Source organism: Paenibacillus sp. Cedars, from assembly GCF_003184205.1.
In the GTDB taxonomy this organism is placed as follows: Bacteria; Bacillota; Bacilli; order Paenibacillales; family Paenibacillaceae; genus Paenibacillus_AQ; species Paenibacillus_AQ glucanolyticus.
The window spans coordinates 2300541-2319567 of sequence record NZ_CP020866.1; the positions used below are offsets into that span (position 1 = coordinate 2300541).

Annotated in this window: 14 protein-coding genes and 1 riboswitch; of the genes, 10 read left to right on the forward strand and 4 right to left on the reverse strand. The window is 48.9% G+C overall.

What is annotated here, in order from left to right; genetic code table 11:
- Positions 1 to 2: 2 nt before the first annotated feature.
- On the reverse strand, positions 3 to 1175 hold the full coding sequence (locus tag B9D94_RS12265; protein WP_148247127.1) for an ROK family transcriptional regulator: 1173 nt from the start codon (positions 1173 to 1175) through the stop codon (positions 3 to 5).
- A gap of 291 nt (positions 1176 to 1466) precedes the next feature.
- On the opposite strand from B9D94_RS12265, the gene B9D94_RS12270 reads away from it, so the two are divergent.
- The 3 genes from B9D94_RS12270 (at position 1467) to B9D94_RS12280 (ending at position 5898) form a co-directional block, all read left to right on the forward strand.
- Complete coding sequence (locus B9D94_RS12270; RefSeq protein ID WP_063480598.1) at positions 1467 to 2738, forward strand: helix-turn-helix domain-containing protein; 1272 nt, start codon at positions 1467 to 1469, stop codon at positions 2736 to 2738.
- Positions 2739 to 2871: 133 nt separating this feature from the next.
- Positions 2872 to 5154, forward strand: a complete 2283-nt coding sequence (locus tag B9D94_RS12275; RefSeq protein ID WP_148247128.1) for a glycoside hydrolase family 3 C-terminal domain-containing protein — start codon at positions 2872 to 2874, stop codon at positions 5152 to 5154.
- A 222-nt stretch (positions 5155 to 5376) separates the two neighbouring features.
- On the forward strand, positions 5377 to 5898 hold the full coding sequence (locus B9D94_RS12280; RefSeq protein ID WP_036637325.1) for a GNAT family N-acetyltransferase: 522 nt from the start codon (positions 5377 to 5379) through the stop codon (positions 5896 to 5898).
- Between the two features lie 201 nt (positions 5899 to 6099).
- Here B9D94_RS12280 and B9D94_RS12285 read toward each other — a convergent pair whose 3' ends face one another.
- The 3 genes from B9D94_RS12285 to dapA all read right to left on the reverse strand — a co-directional run bounded on the left by B9D94_RS12285 (position 6100) and on the right by dapA (position 9083).
- A complete protein-coding gene (locus B9D94_RS12285; RefSeq protein WP_063480601.1) occupies positions 6100 to 6555 on the reverse strand; it encodes a hypothetical protein in 456 nt (151 codons plus the stop codon).
- A 27-nt stretch (positions 6556 to 6582) separates the two neighbouring features.
- A complete protein-coding gene (locus B9D94_RS12290; RefSeq protein WP_148247129.1) occupies positions 6583 to 8022 on the reverse strand; it encodes an ATP-binding protein in 1440 nt (479 codons plus the stop codon).
- Between the two features lie 167 nt (positions 8023 to 8189).
- Positions 8190 to 9083 (reverse strand): 4-hydroxy-tetrahydrodipicolinate synthase, encoded by an 894-nt coding sequence (gene dapA / locus B9D94_RS12295; RefSeq protein ID WP_148247130.1) that lies wholly within the window; start codon positions 9081 to 9083, stop codon positions 8190 to 8192.
- 111 nt (positions 9084 to 9194) lie between these two features.
- Between dapA and B9D94_RS12300 the strand changes: the two genes are divergently transcribed.
- From B9D94_RS12300 to B9D94_RS12330, 7 genes are all read left to right on the forward strand, one after another.
- Positions 9195 to 10070, forward strand: a complete 876-nt coding sequence (locus tag B9D94_RS12300) for a LysR family transcriptional regulator (RefSeq protein ID WP_148247131.1) — start codon at positions 9195 to 9197, stop codon at positions 10068 to 10070.
- A gap of 66 nt (positions 10071 to 10136) precedes the next feature.
- Positions 10137 to 10217: riboswitch (ZMP/ZTP riboswitch) on the forward strand.
- 86 nt (positions 10218 to 10303) lie between these two features.
- A complete protein-coding gene (gene purT, locus B9D94_RS12305; RefSeq protein WP_006210558.1) occupies positions 10304 to 11464 on the forward strand; it encodes a phosphoribosylglycinamide formyltransferase 2 in 1161 nt (386 codons plus the stop codon).
- A 310-nt stretch (positions 11465 to 11774) separates the two neighbouring features.
- Positions 11775 to 13133: an MATE family efflux transporter gene (locus tag B9D94_RS12310; protein ID WP_063480606.1), complete on the forward strand. Its 1359-nt coding sequence runs from the start codon at positions 11775 to 11777 to the stop codon at positions 13131 to 13133.
- A gap of 211 nt (positions 13134 to 13344) precedes the next feature.
- Positions 13345 to 14979: a response regulator gene (locus B9D94_RS12315; protein WP_148247132.1), complete on the forward strand. Its 1635-nt coding sequence runs from the start codon at positions 13345 to 13347 to the stop codon at positions 14977 to 14979.
- 49 nt (positions 14980 to 15028) lie between these two features.
- On the forward strand, positions 15029 to 16819 hold the full coding sequence (locus B9D94_RS12320; protein ID WP_148248768.1) for a cache domain-containing sensor histidine kinase: 1791 nt from the start codon (positions 15029 to 15031) through the stop codon (positions 16817 to 16819).
- Positions 16812 to 17810 (forward strand): substrate-binding domain-containing protein, encoded by a 999-nt coding sequence (locus tag B9D94_RS12325; protein ID WP_006210555.1) that lies wholly within the window; start codon positions 16812 to 16814, stop codon positions 17808 to 17810. Before B9D94_RS12320 ends, B9D94_RS12325 begins: the two co-directional genes overlap by 8 nt.
- Positions 17811 to 17972: 162 nt before the next feature.
- Positions 17973 to 19025 carry a galactose ABC transporter substrate-binding protein gene (locus B9D94_RS12330; protein ID WP_063480609.1) on the forward strand — a complete coding sequence of 351 codons (1053 nt, stop codon included), beginning with the start codon at positions 17973 to 17975 and terminating at the stop codon, positions 19023 to 19025.
- The last annotated feature ends 2 nt before the right edge of the window (positions 19026 to 19027 follow it).

A 19027-nucleotide genomic window follows, 5' to 3' on the forward strand; every position in this document is an offset into this window, starting at 1 on the left:
TGTTAGTAGAGTTGTTTGTCTTTCATATATTGAAGTGAGGGATAAGCTTGCTTCAGCCCTAGAATGGCTATACCCTGGAGAGCCGACTGATGCTGCAAGGTCGAAATCTCGATGGCTACATTGGTTACATTCGAAGTATGAAGACCCACTTTAGCAGTCAGACTCTGGAGTGAGAGCGACTCGGTTACGCCGCCCATGAGCAGGATTTTCTCCGGATTCAGCAGGGATATAATATTCAGGATGCCCATCGCGAGATGCTCCTCAAATCGGGATACAAGATGTCTTGCCTGAATATCTCCTTGCAGAGCCATTTCGAATACTTCTTGTGCTGTGAGGTTCTTATGAAACATACCGTGTGCTGCAGCCTCCAAACCAGAACCGGAACATATGATTTCAAAATGCCCCTTGCCTGAAGGAGCATACAATTGGTGCTGCTGGAACAGCATGTAACCAATCTCGCCGGCTACGTTCCGCGCACCGCGTATCACTTTGCCATCTATCAGAATGGCGGACCCGAGTCCGGTTCCAATTCCAATCAGTACGGCAGAGTTCAGATCCTGAAGCGCCCCGGCATACATCTCGCCAATAAGTGCGGCACGGACATCATTCTCAACTGTGACGGGAACATGAAATACGTTATGAAAGTACCGGCCAAGATCGATGTTCTTCCATTCCGGCAAGTTAGGCGAGCCTTCGAGAACCATGCCGCTGGAAGGATCAACGATTCCTGGAGTGGCTATACTGATGAAGGCAAGGCGGGTTTCCGGCTGCCCGGATTGTTTAATGAATTCTTTGATATCGGCCGCCATATGCTCCAAAAATTCTTGACTTGTCTGGTGTTGATACGTAGCTACCGTATGCTTCGCAGTGCATTCGCCTGCCAGATTGAATAGTCCAAAATGGAGTGTGGTCCCGCCGAGATCAACGGCGATGCCGAAGGCAGCATGTTTGGCAAAATGAAGTCTCGTGCCGCGTTTGCTTAAATCAGCGTCATCCTTTTCGTCGTAGATCAATTTCTCTTCAATAAGTGTCTTGACGATATCCGATACGGTGGCTTTGGTAATTCCGGTCTGTTTGGCAATTTCGGTCCGGGCAATAGGCCCCATATCTTTAATGGTATTAAGCACAATCTCTTTGTTCATTCTGCGGATCGTGCTGGGCAGATGTACTTCCATTGGACGTGATCACTTCCTTTTTAGTATCAACGTTTGTTGTTCTATTAAGTTTACTATATAAACTTAAATGGTGTGAAAAAGTACTCATAAACAAATTATTTATAGATTCGGATATTGTTAACCTCTTTATAAGTTTATATTATATCCCTAATGAAAACGATGTCAATGGAAATTAGTAAACAATAAATGGATGAAGATATGCTGAAGGATGCATAATCCCTAATTGATAGTTATTCTGATAACATATAATTATGGAATGAAGCAATGAATGAAGTAGATGGGAGTGGCAGCATGAAGAGAATGAAGCTGGAGCAATGGATGGATATCTGCAAGCTTATGAACGATAATTTGGGGCTGCCTATGCATTATTGTAATCCACATCGGAGAATTGAATACTCCTTAATGCCTGCCGGAATATCATCACAGGGCCAGAAGGAGCTTCAGGAGCGAATGATACAGCTGATCTCGAGTTCCCATCGTGGCGAAGTTCAGGGTCCATACATGCTGGGCACATCCCTGTTGGAAAATTTTATCGAAACACGAATCGAAGAAAATGGCGTTTATATGGGAAGTTTGATAGCCGGTCCGAGCATTTATTCACGCATCCGGAAGGATATGCTGGTTGGCTTGGCGCGTGATCATCGGATCACGGATAGAGATGCGCTTGAGCGTTATTACGATAGGCTTGTAATCATGGATAAGAAGAAGCTTCTTCATGCCGCAGCCATGCTGCACTACCTGGTCTATCACACCCGGATCGATATTACGGACGTCATGCAGCATAATCACGGGGGATCGCGATATCAGGGTCTGGGCGAAAATATAGATATTCAGGTCTCGGAGCAGCGGATCAATGTCTCCTTTCACCATGATCCGATCTATGAGAAGGAGCTGATGCAGCTTGTTACCGATGGACGTCCGGAGGAGCTTGTGAACAAGTTGGAGCTCATTCAGACGACGGAGGGGATAGGAACGCTGTCCAGAACAAGCCATGTTCGGCATCAGAAGAATCTAAGCATCGTGGGGATAGCGCTGATGACACGTGCAGCGGTGGAAGGTGGCTTGCATCCAGAGATTGCGTATACGATGAGTGACCTGTATATTCAGCAAATGGAGGAGATGACGGATGCAAACGAAGTGAATACGGCACTTCAGCAGGCGACTTACGATTTTGCAAACCGGGTGAAGGAATGTAAAGAGGGTGATTTCTCAAAAGCCGTCGTGAAGTGCAAACAGTATATTTTTAACCATCTATATGAGGATGTCTCCCTACAGCAGCTGTCTCGCTCAGTGCATATGAATTCCAGTTATCTGTCCAGACGGTTCAAACAGGAAACCGGGGTGTCTATTAGTGAATATATACAAGGGCAGCGCATTGAGGAGGCAAAAAAATTGCTGGTCCTGACTGATCTGCCTATATCGGTGATTTATGCCCGGCTGAACTATCATGATCAAAGCTACTTTACGAAGGTATTCAGGAAGCTGACAGGCGTAACCCCTAAACAGTACCGTGAAGGCCGCAGGTTAAAGAGTACGCATTCAGGCGAGGATGACCCAATATAGTCTGCAATTATCATGATTGCGCTTTATAAAGAAAAGAAAATACCAAGATTCCAATGAAATTACAATAAAATTAGGAGCAACCTTCATATAATAGGGTCAGCATTGAAAACTGTTTAATGTGGAGGCTGACGATATGGGTGAACAACGTGATATAGAGAAGATCATCAATCAGATGACATTGGAAGAAAAAGCGGGAATGTGCAGCGGGCTTGACTTCTGGAACCTAAAAGGGGTGGAGCGTCTGGGCATTCCATCGATTATGGTGACGGATGGACCGCATGGACTGCGCAAACAACGGCAGGGTGCTGATCATCTCGGCATATTCGACAGCGTTCCTTCCACGTGTTTTCCTTCCGCCGCCGGACTTGCCAGCTCATGGGACAGAGAATTGATCCGGCAAGTGGGTGTGGCGCTGGGAGAAGAATGTCAGGCAGAGGACGTTGCTGTATTGCTTGGACCTGGTGCGAACATTAAACGCTCCCCTGTGTGCGGAAGAAACTTTGAGTACTTCTCGGAAGATCCTTATCTTTCGTCGGAGCTCGCTGCGAGCCATATCCAGGGGGTTCAAAGCCAGGGCGTGGGTACGTCGCTCAAGCATTTTGCCGCTAATAACCAGGAGCATCGGCGGATGACAACGGATGCAGTCATTGATGAGCGTACGCTGCGGGAGATTTATCTGGCCAGCTTCGAAGGAGCCGTCAAGAAAGCGAAGCCATGGACGGTGATGTGTTCCTACAATCAGGTGAATGGTACTTATGCTTCGGAGAATCCAAGATTATTAACGGAAATTTTGAAGGATGAATGGGGCCATGAAGGGTTTGTGGTATCGGACTGGGGCGCTGTCAATCAGCGGGACGATGCACTTGCAGCGGGGATGGAGCTCGAAATGCCTTCCAGCAATGGACTTGGAGAACGTAAAGTGATCGATGCCGTGCAGAGCGGGAAGCTGACAGAAGAAGCGCTGGATCGTGCCGTTGCCCGTATCTTGCGAATTATTTTCATGGCGGTTGATCATAAAAAAGAAAATGCAGTCTATGACCAAAAAGAGCATCACGCCTTAGCGAGAAAAGTTGCTGGCGAGAGTATGGTGCTCCTCCAGAACGAGGACCAGCTGCTGCCTCTTGGGCAAGACAGCAAGATTGCCGTCATTGGCGCGTTTGCTAAAACACCGCGATTCCAGGGAGGCGGCAGCTCCCATATCAATCCGACTCAGCTTGACACGCCTTATGAGGAAATCGTTGCACTGTCCGGACACGTGTCGAACGTGACCTATGCGCAGGGCTATCAGCTGGAGAATGACGCCGTGGATGAGACTCTCATCCATGAAGCGTTGCAGGCTGCACGCCAGGGGCAAGTGGCCGTGGTCATAGCCGGTCTACCGGATCGTTATGAATCTGAGGGCTATGACCGCACACATCTTTCCCTTCCGGCGAATCAGACTCAACTGATTGATGCGATTGCGGAAGTGCAGAATAATGTCGTGGTGGTGCTGCTCAACGGCTCGCCCGTAGAAATGCCCTGGCTTCATCGAGTGAAAGCTGTAATTGAAGGCTATCTCGGTGGGCAGGCTGTCGGCGGAGCGATCGCTGATGTGCTGTTCGGGAAGAAGAACCCGTCCGGCAAGCTCGCAGAGACCTTCCCCGTTAAACTGAGTGACAACCCCTCGTTTCTGAACTTTCCTGGCGAAGGGGACCGAGTAGAATATAAAGAAGGGATTTTTGTTGGATATCGTTATTACGACAAAAAAGAAATGAAGACACTGTTCCCTTTCGGCCATGGGTTAAGTTATACCACCTTTGAGTATAGTAATCTAAAGTTCAGTCGAACGGAGCTGACGGATAACGAAACGGTGGAAGTGAGCGTAACGGTCACCAATACCGGTCATCTCGCGGGCAAAGAAATCGTGCAGCTCTATGTTCGGGATGTCGAGAGCTTAGTGATCCGTCCTGAGAAGGAGCTGAAGGGGTTCGCCAAGGTCGACCTTGAGCCAGGCGAGCATAAGACGGTTAGTATTACACTGGATAAACGATCCTTTGCCTATTACAATGTTGAACTGAAGGATTGGCATGTGGAATCGGGAGATTTCGAAGTGCTCATAGGCAAATCTTCGCAGGAGATTGTGCTGAAGGATACACTGCAGGTGCAGTCTACAGTGAGATTGGAACAGCAATATACACTGAATTCGACCATCGGAGAACTGTTAAGTGATTCTGTGACCGCGGAAACCACGGGCCAATTGCTGAAGAAATTCCAAGAAGCCAGTCCCATGTCGGGCATGGCGGAAGACGAGTCCCATTCCGAATTGTTTGCAGCCATGATAAAGGATATGCCGCTTCGTAATCTCCTGGCCTTTGGGGGCGGGGCAGTGAAAGAGGAAACACTGCTTCAGCTGCTGGATGGATTGAATCGACGATGAAACTTCATGTCATTTTAATGTAAAAATCTCCTTTTTGAATCAATATGAAGGAATTTCATTCTTCTTATCGAACATACACAGAGTAATCTGTACACATAAGAAAGAGGGTGACCTGGCGTTATCAAGTTATACTTGTATACACGGCGACTCGCATTTGCCACTGTATTGAAGTGCCAAGGTAAGTTATAACACTTAAATACAACTGGAAGAGGAGTATGGCAAATGCATATCGTTACAGAAAGATTGGTTATTCGCGAGTTTGAACCGGGCGACTGGCAAGATGTTCTTCTATATACATCAGACCCCGTCGTGATGAAGTATATGCCGGAAGCGGTGTTTACGCAGGAGACGGTGAAGTTATTTTTGGCCGAAAACAGGGGAGATCAAGCTAGAAAATACGCGGTTATGTTGAAGATGGAAGAGCAAGTGATCGGTCACATCGTGTTCCATCCCTGGTTCGGGGAGCTTACGTATGAAATCGGCTGGATCTTCAACTCATCCTATCAGAATAAGGGCTATGCCACGGAAGCAGCCAGAGCAGTGCTCCAGTATGGCTTCGAGGTACTGAACATACACCGGATTATTGCGACGTGCCAGCCAGAGAATACCCCCTCCTACCGCGTGATGGAGAAGCTGGGTATGAGAAGAGAAGGGCATTTTAAGCAGTGCATTCCCCAAGGCGATGTGTGGTGGGATGAGTATTATTATGCGATGTTAAGGTCTGAATGGGAAACCATGTCATAGTTTTTTTGCGATAATATAATATGTGCCCAATATATCTCATGATTGACAATGAGATATATTGGGCTGTTTGATTTGTATCGAAAGGTTTGCCCTGGATATGAGAATGAGTATATGACATCGTTGAAAAGCGCCATGATCATGGCAGAAGACGTGGAGATGAAGGCCAGCCCTTCGCCAGCCTCCCGGAGCGACGGACAAAAGTTATGACAGGCTGTCCAGATCAAGGGCCAGCATGTTTCGGCTCTCTTGTTCAGTGACCTTATCCAGATACAATCCTGCCGATTCTTTGGATGCCAGAGCGCGCTCCTTATCCCCTAAGACCAGATAAGCACGGGCTTCCGCTTCATACCCGTATCCGATGTAGAACGGTTCGAGACTTGCGGATGAGCCAATGGTGATGCAGCGCTTGGCATAACGCAGCGCTTGATCGCCTTGCCTCACTACCGCATACACTCTGGAGAGCTGCCAATATCCAATCGAAAGGTTGCGCTGTGTATGATCCTCGACCCGGGTCCAATGCCAGAAAGAACTGTGACACATATGAATCATGTCCTCTTCCTCTTGGGGTGTACGCTGTTTGTTCTCTAAGATATCCCACACCTGATTGAAGCAGTCCATTGCAAATTGTTTATGGGTATTTGGATTCTGATTATCCATACCGTATTCCTCCAATATTGGGTGATTTCATAAGGTGGGTAATTGAATCGTAAAGGTTGTCCCATGATCAGGCACGCTCTCCACGTTCATCGTTCCGCCGTGATTGTGAATAATGTTCTTGGTTATCATGAGACCGAGTCCCGTTCCTGTATCTTTGGTTGTGAAAAAAGGCTGTCCCAAGGATTGGATCTGCTCAGGAGTCATCCCAATCCCTTCGTCCTGCACTACAATTTGAACATTGTGGCCGCTGCGCAGCATGTCTACGGTGATGGTTCCCCCTTGATTCATCGCTTCCATCGCATTTTTCAGCAGATTGATAAAGACTTGCTTAAGCTGATTGACCTCACCCTGAACGGATATCGGGACATCCGGGTAATGAGGAATGATTTCGATATTTTTGAGTGCGGCTTGAACCTTCATCAGTGTAATAATCTGCTCCAGAATCGGCAGTACTTCGATTGGACCGCTGACATGAACCCCTTGCGGCTTGGAGAGCACCAGCAGTTCGTTGACAATCAGCTCAATGCGTTTAAGCTCCGATTCAATAATTTCAAAATATAGCTCGTTGCTGCTTTCCGAAGATCGCAGCAGCTTCACAAATCCGTTAATGGATGTTAACGGATTCCTGATTTCATGGGCGATTCCTGCGGCCAGCTGTCCAGCGGTCGTTAGCTTCTCAGACTGCATTACGCGGTCCTCTTCCATCCGCTGCTCGGTGATGTCTTTGAAGATGCCCAAGGCGGCTGTATCACCTTCATAGTGGACCATTATCGTGCAGCCGCTGACAATCTTCTCTTGCCCGTCCAGGCAGCGGATCAGATAGTTGACGCTTCCAATAACCCCATCTTTCTCATATCGCATACGGCGCTTGATCAGGTCATTATGAGACGATACATCGACCACTACATCTGTTGAAATGCCAAGAACATCACGGGGATGCGTGGCTTTTACCATTCTGAGCGCTGCGGGATTAACGTACTGGACAATACCCTTCTTGGTGATGAGTACAGAGAGGGGGAGAATCTCCAGCAGCTGCAGGAATGTATGTTCTTTCTCGATGAGTTTCTGTTCCTTCTGTTCGAGCTGCTCCATAAGCTGACGGTGCAGCGTTCGATCCTCAAGCTGTACCCAGTACGACTTGGGATTCTTCTCCGTATCCAGCTCAATCCCGGTATGTATGTTGAGGTAGAGCTTGTGCTTCTCTGGATGATGATAGGTATGTTCAAAAGGGTTTATGGATTGCTGATGATCTTGAGATGCCTTTACGTTTTGAACGATACAATTCAATAGCATGCGTATGCTTTCCGCTTGCTGCGCCCCGGCAGTTAACGCTTGCTGCGTGTAACCCAATAGATCACTTAGTGCCGTATTGGCCTTAAGTAGAGTTCCATCAAGTGAAACAATTGCCATTCCAATTACAGCTTGTTCAAAAGCAAAATCAGGATTTTGGTTGGGATAGGGCAGCACTGCAAGTCTCCTCTCAAATATCTGCAAGGATCGAAGTTACCCATATTATATGTTGGTCCCTATCTTTCATCAATCCTATTCTATTGATCTTTGGCTTTGGCTGCCCGCCATACAGAAAAGGCAAGGCAACAAATCCTCCTTGCCTTTTTCTTAGAGCAACTTACTGCTCAACGCGTGTGAAAGAACAGATTTCGCAGGACCTTTTCAAAGGATAGCTTTAGCTCCTCCGAAATGGGTGCCATCGGCAGACGAAGAGTGTCATTAGAGATGAGCCCTTGCTTGGCGAGCAGCCATTTGAGTGGAGCCGGATTAGATTCTGCGAACAGCTTCTGAATACACGGAATCAGCACTTCAAATTCCAGTTCAGACCGAAAATAGTCCCCTTGGGCAGCTAATTGATACATGCGAATGTAGGCCTCGGTATTCACGTTGGCAGACGCCAGAATCCCGCCGGAAGCGCCATGATACAGCATTTCCTGGAAGTGAATATCATCCCCGCAAAGAACAGGCTTCGTACGATTCTGTGATAATTCCTTCATTAACTCCGTACTTGAGGTACTATCCTTCATGCCAATCACACCAGGCAAATCCATGATTCTTCTTATGGCATCGACCGGCAGCCGGATACCTGTACGCGAAGGAACTTCATATAAGATAACCGGTATACCGACCTCGGACACTTGACGGAAGTGTTCCATGATCCCTTCTATTGAAGGACGGCTGTAGTAAGGTGTGACTACCAATACGGCATTGGCACCGATAAGCGCTGCCTGTTCCGTCCGTTTCACGCTGGAGACCGTATCGTTCGTTCCTGTACCGATGACAAGCGGCAATTGCCGCTTGCCCAGAATTCTCCGGGTTTCCCCTGTAAGCCGAACAACCTCCTCCCACGTAACCGTTGGCGCCTCACCGGTCGTACCGTTGATGACCAAACCCTGAATGTCATGGGTTAACAAGTTCTCTACATAACGTTGATACGAAATAAGGTCCAGCTCATAATCCTGTGAAAAGGGTGTAATGACAGGCACATAAATTCCATGCAGCTGCTGCTCATTCAACATGGCCCTTCCTCCATTTCATTGGTTGTGGTTATACTGTATCATGGCAATCAGGATCAGTGTTATCTATAATAATAGATAATTATTATCAATATTATTGATAAGGAGAGCGAGATGGAACTCATCTACCTGCAAACATTCAAGGAAGTGGCGGATCGTCAAAGTTTCACGAAAGCTGCGGAGGAGTTAGGATATGCTCAATCCAGCGTAACCACTCAGATTCAGAAGCTGGAGAAGGAATATGGCGTCAAGCTGTTTGAGCGATACGGCAAAGGTCTGCGGTTGACGAAGTCCGGAGAGGAGCTTCTGAAGTATGCAGTTCAGATGCTGGACCTGTTCCAGCAGTCGAAGGAAAAGCTGACCAAACAAGGCGGGGGCACCTTATCGATAGGGACCATCGACTCGTTAGCCGCTTATTTTCTTCCGCCGGTCGTACATCGGCTAAGACATCAATATGAGGATCTTTCCATTCGTTTGCAGCCAGATCGTGAAGACCGCATTGTGAGTAAAGTGAGGGAAGGCGAGTACGATATGGGTCTCATGCTGGAACATAACCCGTCTGATTCATCCTTAACATGGATTCGAATCAGGGAGGAACCTCTATTACTGGTCGCTCACCCGAATCATCCTCTGCATGTTCATCCCGTCATTAAGCTTGAACATCTGGCTGATGTAGAATGGATTATGACCGAGGATAGCTGCAATTATCGTATCATGCTGGAAAAGGTCCTTCGTGCCCGCGGCGTTCCCTTACGTATAGGATTGGAATTAGGCAATCCCGAAGCGATTAAGCGCTATGTCATGTCCGGTTCGGGGATTTCGCTGTTGCCCCGCATGGTAGCCGAAGCGGAAATCAAGCGGGGAGAGCTGGCTGTTCTTCCCTTTATCCATCCGGATATCCGACTGGGCATACAGATGGTGATACATCCTAAGAAATGGATCTCGCATGCGCAGAGAGATTTCATCGATATGATGATATCCAAACCCTAGAAAAAGCTCTGTCCGATGATATTGCATTTAAGGGAAAGATTAAGTATGATTTAGCTAACAATGTATAGGTTTATGTGTGACTGGCGTAGCATGGGGGACCATGAGGGAGCACATGGATGACAACGGCCGTACGCCTGGGCAGAGGTAAGGGAAGCTTATTTCCCTTACCTCTTTTATTATTCTAATGACTTCTATCATCTCTGAAACTATGAAAAAAAGGGGATATCACAACGATGTTGAAAACGAAGAAAATACTGCTGCTAGGATCAGGAGAACTGGGAAAAGAGGTTGTCATCGAGGCACAGAGACTGGGCGTTGAAACCATCGCCGTTGATCGTTATGCCGATGCTCCCGCCATGCATGTCGCCCATCGCAGTTATGTCATTGATATGCTGGATGGGGATAAGCTGCGCGAGATCATAGAGCAGGAGAAGCCGGATTTGATCGTTCCCGAGATTGAAGCACTGGCAACGTCGGAGCTTGTGAAGCTGGAGGAAGAGGGATACCGCGTTATTCCTACCGCGAGAGCCGCGAAACTGACGATGGATCGGGAAGGCATCCGCCGACTGGCGTCGGAGAAGCTGGGGCTGCCGACTGCGGGTTATCGGTTTGCCGATACGTATGAGGAGTTTGTTCAGGCTGTGCGGGAGATGGGATTTCCGTGTGTCATTAAACCGCTTATGAGCTCTTCCGGAAAAGGCCAGAGTGTCTGCCGCTCAGTAGATGAGATCGCGTCCTGCTGGAATATTGCCATGGAAGGCGGCCGGGTGCAGAACGGGAGAGTGATCATTGAGGAATTTATTACGTTTCAATCCGAGATTACACTTCTGACGGTTCGCTCTGTGAGTGGGACAAACTACTGCGCGCCAATCGGGCATATCCAGGAGAGTGGAGATTACATCGAATCCTGGCAGCCGCATAACATGTCGGAAGAGCAGATTGAGGAAGCCAAAGGTATAGCAAAGGCGATTACCGACGAGCTTGGCGGGTTCGGATTGTTTGGGGTAGAGCTGTTCTTGACCGAGAACAAAGTGTACTTCAGTGAAGTATCTCCAAGGCCGCATGATACCGGCTTGGTTACGCTTGTCACACAAAACCTGTCCGAATTTGCGCTTCATGTACGTGCCATTCTCGGGTATCCGATACCCGAGATCGAATGGATCACGCCTGGAGCCAGCCGGCCGTTGAAAGCACCGAAAGAGCTGGAACATTATACGGTTACCGGTGCTGAGCGGGCACTTGCCGTTCCGAACACTCAGCTGCGCATTTTTGGCAAGCCTGTAACCAAGGTCGGAAGACGCGTCGCGGTTGCGCTGTCCACGGCCAGCCATGTAGAAGAGGCACGTTCACGTGCAAAAAAAGCATGGGAGATGCTTGCTGTAGAAGAAGTTTAAACGCTTAAAGTGTAACCCTTCTTGCTTGTCCCTCTTGATCATGCTCTAAGGTCAACCGGCACTTCCCGGTTGGCCTATTTCTATAGGAAGCAGCCGCGAGGATCCGTTTCGCTATTGCCGTGCCGTGGTGCCGAGACGAGTATATGTAATTTAAAAATTAATAATAAATATGCAGAAATTTACGATCGTTCATGATAAGATACACAGGAATACGATGGTCCATATCCCCATAAACCGATCACTTGGGGCCTTATCACGGGATTCATTTCAACATATAAATAGAACGCTCTACAGGCATAGGAGAAATAACATGAGAGATATGACACAGGGAAGTCCGATCAAGCTGATCGTGATGTTTACGATACCGCTCTTAATCGGTAATGTTTTTCAGCAATTTTACAATATGGCAGATACACTCATCGTGGGACGGACGATTGGGGTGGACGCACTTGCAGCCGTAGGTTCGACAGGCAGCATTTTGTTCTTTGTCATCGGTTTTGCTCAAGGCTTGACCGCAGGATTGTCCATCATAACGGCTCAGCGCTTCGGTGCAAAAGATATCGCAGGTATCCGTAAAAGTGTCGGCACGAGCATCTGGATCAGCCTTGTCTTCACCATTTTTCTAACCGTTGTCAGTGTGATGTTTACGAGACCGGTGCTTGAGATGATGAATACGCCGGCTGAAATATTGGATGATGCCTACTCCTATTTGATTGTTATCAACTGGGGTGTTGGCGCAGCCGTTCTGTTCAACTTGTTGGCCAATCTGCTCAGAGCGCTAGGGGACAGCCGAACGCCGCTGCTCTTCTTAGTGGTTGCAAGCATTCTGAATATTGTACTGGATCTGCTGTTTATTCTTGTATTCAAGATGGGCGTAGCAGGAGCAGGACTTGCGACGGTTGTATCACAGCTGTTCTCCTGCTTGCTGTGTCTGATCTATATTCACAAAAAAGTACCGCTGCTGCAGTTCAAGAACGCGGATTGGTCCATAGACTGGACATTTATCCGCCAGCATATGTGGATCGGCTTTCCCATGGGCTTCCAAGCCTCCATCATTGCGATCGGGGCCATCATTCTTCAGATTACGCTGAATGGACTCGGTGCAACCGCCGTAGCTGCATACACCGCAGCTCAGAAAATTGATATGCTCGCGACCCAGCCTATGAGCTCCTTTGGCATTACAATGGCAACGTTTGCGGCTCAGAATTATGGGGCAAACCGTATAGATCGAATCAGGCTGGGGGTTAAACAGTGCATTTGGCTCTCGGGATCGTTCAGCATCGCCGTGGGATTGCTGGTCATATTCGCGGGTCCTGCCGCGGTCAGTCTGTTTGTCGGTCAGGGTCAGGAGGAATTGCTATCGCTCAGCAGGCTGTACTTCTTATCGAACGGAAGCACCTATTTACTCCTGTCGCTGTTGTTTATATACCGCTTCACCCTCCAAGGCTTGGGACAGAGCTTTATTCCAACGGTGGCAGGCATTATGGAGCTGATCATGCGCGTTCTGGCTGCCATCTTCCTGACCGCACAGATCGGTTTCCTCGGTGCAAGCCTGGCTAATCCGCTGGCATGGTTAGGTGCAGTCATCCCGCTCGGCATCGCCTATTATATGAGTATCAAGAGGTTGAGCAAGCCCGCTGCATCTACATCGATACCGGTTCATGCTTAAGGAACAAGATTCAATGGATAACGGAGAACGAATGATGACTCTAGGAACAGGAATCCACCTGTTTGATCAGAGGCACATTCGTTCTTTTTTTGTAACTTTGTAACGGCTTGAAAAAAACGTAAAAGTCAGACATTCCAAATTGCAGGACGGCGATGTAAGATCTTTTTAGATCCATTAAGACTATTAACGGACGAAAACAGGAGGGGTCGCATTGTATAAAGTGCTGTTAGTGGATGATGAAGCCGATGTGCGGGAAGGGCTCGTTCAGGAAATACACTGGGGAGCATGCGGATTCACCATCGAGGGTACGGCGGAGAACGGAAGAGAGGCTATGGAACTTGCAGAGCGACTCGAGCCGGATGTTGTCATTACTGATATCAGTATGCCATTTCAGGACGGACTTCAGTTAGCCGCATGGCTTCGGGAGCATCAGCCGCTATGCAAAATTGTCATACTGACAGGCTACGATGAATTTGATTATGCCCGCCAAGCGATTACGCTCCGTGTGGATGAATATTTGCTTAAACCATTCTCTGCGGACAGCTTCATGGAGCTATTGCATAAGATCAAAGACAAAATCGATAGGGAGGTTGCCGAACGCGAGGATGTAAGACAGCTGAAGGAGCATTACCGCACAAGTCTGCCCTTGCTTCGGGAATCGTTCCTGGCATCGCTGCTCACCCGTAAATTACCCCGTACGATTATCGAGGAGAAGACTCGAAACTATGGGCTTCCATCGAATGGAGCCTGCTATTTGGCGTCGGTATTGGCCTTGTATCCGGCGGCTGAGGATAAGGAGAAGACTTCTTCAAGCTCGCTGCGCCATTCAGGCGATCTGGATTTAATGCTGCACGCCATGTTGAACATAGCCAAAGAACTCATGGATCCTCTTTCTTATGGAAGCGCATTCATCTATCAGGATAGCATTGTGTTATTGACTGCGAATGACGGGCGTGAGGATGAGGCATGGTTTAACGATCTGCAGGTCACTCTGGACCGTCTATTAAAAAGCGTCCTTCACTACTTGAAGCTGTCGGTTACGATAGGCGTTGGCTCCAAGGTTCGGCATCTGTCCGATCTCAAGCATTCCTATCAAGATGCTCTGCTGGCACTGGATTACAGACTGATTCTCGGTGCCGAGAAAGTCATCTTCATTGATGATGTGGAGAGCCCGAGGCAGGAGGGAGTTCGTCTGGATGAGCTGAAGGAGCAGGCTCTGATTCGTAATCTGAAGCTGGGTACTGCGGAAGAGTTGAGTGAAGCGATTTCGCACATATTTGATGAGCTGATTGGTGCCTCCTGCACCATTCATGAGGTTCAGGTCTACCTGCTGGAAGTGGTCACTTCCATATTGCGAACAGCCAAGGAATCGGGAATTGAAATGGAGGAGTTGTTCGGGGCAGGGTTTCAGCTGCACGCTGAAATTTTTAAATTTTCCGGACTGGAGGAAGCCAAAGCGTGGCTTCTTGACATCAGTTTGACCATCCGCAAGCATATTTCCAGCTCCAGACAGCACTCCTATAAAGACATCGTGGAGAAGGCGCTTCAATATACCCGGGAGCATTACGTGGATCCCGAGCTTTCTCTGCAGAAGCTGTGCATGCAGCTGCACATCAGTACAGGCTATTTTAGCGGCGTGTTCAAAAAAGAGATCAAAATGACGTATGTTCAGTATTTAATGCAGCTGCGCATGGAAACGGCGAAGGAGCTTCTGCGTTCTTCGGATCTGAAGGCTTTTGAGATTGCAGAGCGCGTCGGTTATGCCGATCCGAATTATTTCAGCTTCTGCTTCAAGAAGCAGGTTGGTATATCACCCAAGGAATACCGTGCGCAAGCGAGGGGGTAGGACACAGGTGAAAATCACGTATTCCAAGCGATATTCGGCAAAGCCGGCCATGCAGCGCTGGGTTAGGCGATTTCGCACATACAGCATACAATCCATCATCATGTGGTCGTTCTCCGCATTTATTCTGCTCATTGTGGTTGTCGTAGCCGTGCTGCTCTTCAACAAATTCTCACGCTCGGCAGAGCAAAGCGTATTTCTGAATGCCCAGCAGATTGTCGATCAGGTTAGCTATAATCTGGAGGATTATGTGGATGGAATGGCGCAGCTGTACCGGGCTATCGAGGATAATATGCTCGTGGACGGGCAATGGGACGATGAAGAGGTGACCCAACAGCTGGATACGATCATGCGAAGCCGGGATGATATCGTCTCCATCGCATTATTCAATGCGCATGGCGAAATGCTGCGGAACCATCCGGCCGTGCCGGTCAAACCAAGCGCCCGGGTGACGGAGCAGAGCTGGTTTCACTCGGCCATGAGGGTGTCGAATCATTTGAGCTTCTCGCTGCCCCATGTGCAGAATCTGTACGACAATACGTTTCAATGGGTCGTCACAATGAGCAAAGGCATTACGGTCGTTCATAATGGGGAGCCCATGTACGTCATCCTGCTCGTGGATATCAATTTCAAGAAAATTGATGAGCTTAGCAGCCGTATCAGTTTAGGGAAGCGAGGGTATGCGTACATCATCGATGAAGGCGCCGGGAATATCGTGTATCATCCCCAGCAGCAGTTAATCTATATGGGGCTTCGGAATGAGAGCGTGGAGAGGGCGCTCACATCCTCCGACAGCTATATTGACGAATCGGATGGGATCAAGCGGCTGAACACCGTGAAGTCGGTGGTTAACATTGGCTGGAAAATCGTTGGTGTGTCTTATCTGGACGAGATCATGACCACGAGAGAAGAGGTCAACCGCTATCTGGTTCAGGTTGTCGCAATCGTTCTGGTGCTTGCCATCGTCGTGTCGCTGATTCTCTCCGCAATGCTTACACGCCCTATCCGCCGGATGGGCAGAACCATGAAAGCGGTGGAACGGGGCGATTTCAATGTAGAGCTCCCGATGCAGGGGCCGCTCGAAGTCATGCAGCTGTCCAGCCGATTCAATCTGATGCTGGACAAGATCAGGCAGCTGATGCAACAGATTGTGAAGGAGCAGGAATCCAAGCGAAAGTATGAACTGGAAGCATTGCAGGCGCAGATCAACCCGCATTTTTTATATAACACCTTGAATTCGGTTGTCCGCATGGTGGGCATGAGCAAGAAGGAGGAGGTCATTACGATGATTACCTCCTTGTCGAAGCTGTTTCGCTTGAGCCTGAGCAAAGGAAAAACATCCATCAGCGTACAGGAAGAGCTGGAGCATGCAAGGCATTATTTGACCATTCAACAGATGAGATATAAACAGAAGTTTGATTTTACAATCGAGGCCGATGAAGCGTCACAGTCTTGTTATACCCTCAAGCTGGTGCTTCAGCCTTTAATTGAGAACGCTATCGTGCATGGCATCGAGTATTTGGTGGATCAGGGACATATTTCCGTAACGGCAGCCGTACGGGGAGACGTGTTGGAACTGACGGTTGCGGATAACGGGGTAGGGATGGCTCCCGAGGTCGTTGAAGGAATTTTGGACGATGAATGGCCTGAGCAGAATCCCGCCAAATTTGTCAATACGGCCGGCTCCGGTGTAGCCGTTCGAAATGTTCACGATCGTATCCGGTTGTATTATGGGCATCGGTATGGTCTGGAGTTTCAGAGTGAGCTGGAAGCGGGCACGACCGTTCGCATTCAGATTCCTGTCATTCACGATAATATCGAGGAGGTGCGCGAGGATGATTAAGAGAATTACTTCAATTCGGTTACCGCATGTCCCGATCGTCTGTTTCATTGCGGTTTTCTTATCACTAATGTTCTTAACCTCATGTTCTTCAGAGCCACCCTTGGATGAGGAGAGCGAACTGCGGCATATTGCGCTCGTAGCACCCGTACACGCCGAAGAACAGGGCGATGCCATCCGTTTGGGTGCCGAAGCGGCTGCCAAGGAATACAGGTTTGAGCTGGATTATATCGCCCTTGAGCCAAGTGACGATGAAGCGGAGCAGCTTCAAGTCTCGCTACAGGCATTGGAGAGAGGCACTTCTGCCATATTGGTTGACCCGGCATCCGAAGCTGTGCTGAAGGACCTCGGCGTGAAGGCTTCAGCAGCGGGGATCCCGGTGATTGCATTAAATGATGCCCGCATGAATACAGGTGTGATGGCCGCCATTGCAATCAACAACGAAGCGGCAGGACGCCAGGCGGGGCAGCAGCTCGCAGACCTGCTTGGAGGAGCAGGCATAGTGGCCATCCTTCGATCGGACAGGGAAGATCCGGACTTAATTGCTCGCGAAGAAGGCGCCAAGCAAGTACTGTCGAATATCAGCGGCATTCAAATTGCGGATGGCGCCGCATGCGGCAAGCGTGAGGATGCTTGCTGGCAGGCAGCCAAGCAGCTGCTTGACCGGGATGCCATCGACGGGATTCTGGCACTGGATATTCAGGCATCCCTAGGTGCTGCCAAAGAAGTTGCTCGGCGCAAAGAGCAGGGGAGGATCAAGATTGTCACATTTGGCAGCGATCTGGAGCAGCTGCAGCTTCTTCAGGATGGCGTCATTCACAAGCTGGTGGTACAGAATGGCTTCAGCACAGGTTATTTGGGAGTAGAACAGGCGGTGAGAGTATTGGACGGCTCCAGATATGACAAGCCGATCGTGCTTGAAACCAAGGTCATTGATGCGGATAACATGTTCTGGATGGATAATCAGAAGGTGTTGTTTCCATTTGTGAAGTAATTCCACAACTGTAAAAAGTGATGAGGATTTTGATAGAAAACATGAGGATTTTGAATTCGAATGTGCCATCCGTTACGGCATAATGGCGATAGACAGTGAAATGCGGCAATGGATGGCCGTACACATCGCTGATCATCGAATGAATCAGGGAGGTCAACCCAGGTGAAGAAAAAATGGTTGTTTGTCCTTATGGCGGGCATGATGCTGACCACGGCGGCATGCAATAACGGCGGAAGCAGTTCAACCGGCGGTGAAAGCAAGGGAAGTGAAGCAGCGAGCGGAAGCACGCCCCAAGTGGGGGTGGCGATTTACAAATTTGACGATACGTTCATGACGGGTGTGCGTAATGCAATGTCCGACGCGGCTGATGGCGTGGCTAAGCTGGATATCGTGGATAGTCAAAATGCACAGCCTACCCAGAATGAGAAAATCGACCTGTTTATTTCAAAAAAATACAGCTCCATGATCATCAACCCGGTGGATCGGACAGCTGCCGGCGTCATTATTGATAAAGCCAAGACGGCCAATACACCGGTTGTTTTCTTGAACCGGGAACCGATCGCAGAGGATATGAACAAATGGGATAAGGTGTATTACGTAGGGGCGAAGGCGGAGGAATCCGGCACAATCTCCGGTCAGCTCATCGTGGATTATTGGAAGGCGAATCCGAAGGCAGACAAGAACGGGGATGGCAAACTCCAGTATGTGCTGCTGCAGGGCGAACCGGGCCATCAGGATGCGGAGCTGCGAACCAAATTCTCCGTGCAGGCGATTCAAGATGCAGGCATCGAAGTGGAAGCGCTTGCGGTAGATACCGCGATGTGGGACCGCGTAAAGGGCCAGGAAAAGATGCAGGCATTCCTCGCATCCCATGGCGACAAGATTGAAGCGGTTCTCGCGAACAATGACGATATGGCGCTGGGAGCCATTGAAGCATTGAAGGCAGCGGGATATTTCAGCGGCGACAAATACATGCCTGTTGTCGGCGTAGATGCAACGGCCCCTGCAATCCAGGCGCTTGAAGACGGCACACTTCTCGGTACGGTGCTTAACGATGCAAAGAGCCAGGGAAAAGCTTCAGTAGCGATTGCTGCGGCACTCTCCAAGGGAGAAACGCCGAACAAGGATAACACCGGCTTTGACATTACCGATGGCAAATATGTCTGGATCGCTTACAAAAAAATAACGAAGGACAATATCGCCGACGCGAAATAATG

Bases quoted from the DNA above. Each gene is read 5' to 3' on its own strand.
- B9D94_RS12300 (WP_148247131.1), top strand. From the start codon at position 9,195: ATGGAACTCATCTACCTGCAAACATTCAAGGAAGTGGCGGATCGTCAA.
- B9D94_RS12320 (WP_148248768.1), top strand. From the start codon at position 15,029: ATGCAGCGCTGGGTTAGGCGATTTCGCACATACAGCATACAATCCATC.
- dapA (WP_148247130.1), bottom strand. From the start codon at position 9,083: ATGTTGAATGAGCAGCAGCTGCATGGAATTTATGTGCCTGTCATTACA.
- B9D94_RS12280 (WP_036637325.1), top strand. From the start codon at position 5,377: ATGCATATCGTTACAGAAAGATTGGTTATTCGCGAGTTTGAACCGGGC.
- B9D94_RS12265 (WP_148247127.1), bottom strand. From the start codon at position 1,175: ATGGAAGTACATCTGCCCAGCACGATCCGCAGAATGAACAAAGAGATT.
- B9D94_RS12275 (WP_148247128.1), top strand. From the start codon at position 2,872: ATGGGTGAACAACGTGATATAGAGAAGATCATCAATCAGATGACATTG.
- B9D94_RS12270 (WP_063480598.1), top strand. From the start codon at position 1,467: ATGAAGAGAATGAAGCTGGAGCAATGGATGGATATCTGCAAGCTTATG.
- purT (WP_006210558.1), top strand. From the start codon at position 10,304: ATGTTGAAAACGAAGAAAATACTGCTGCTAGGATCAGGAGAACTGGGA.
- B9D94_RS12325 (WP_006210555.1), top strand. From the start codon at position 16,812: ATGATTAAGAGAATTACTTCAATTCGGTTACCGCATGTCCCGATCGTC.
- B9D94_RS12285 (WP_063480601.1), bottom strand. From the start codon at position 6,555: ATGGATAATCAGAATCCAAATACCCATAAACAATTTGCAATGGACTGC.
- B9D94_RS12310 (WP_063480606.1), top strand. From the start codon at position 11,775: ATGAGAGATATGACACAGGGAAGTCCGATCAAGCTGATCGTGATGTTT.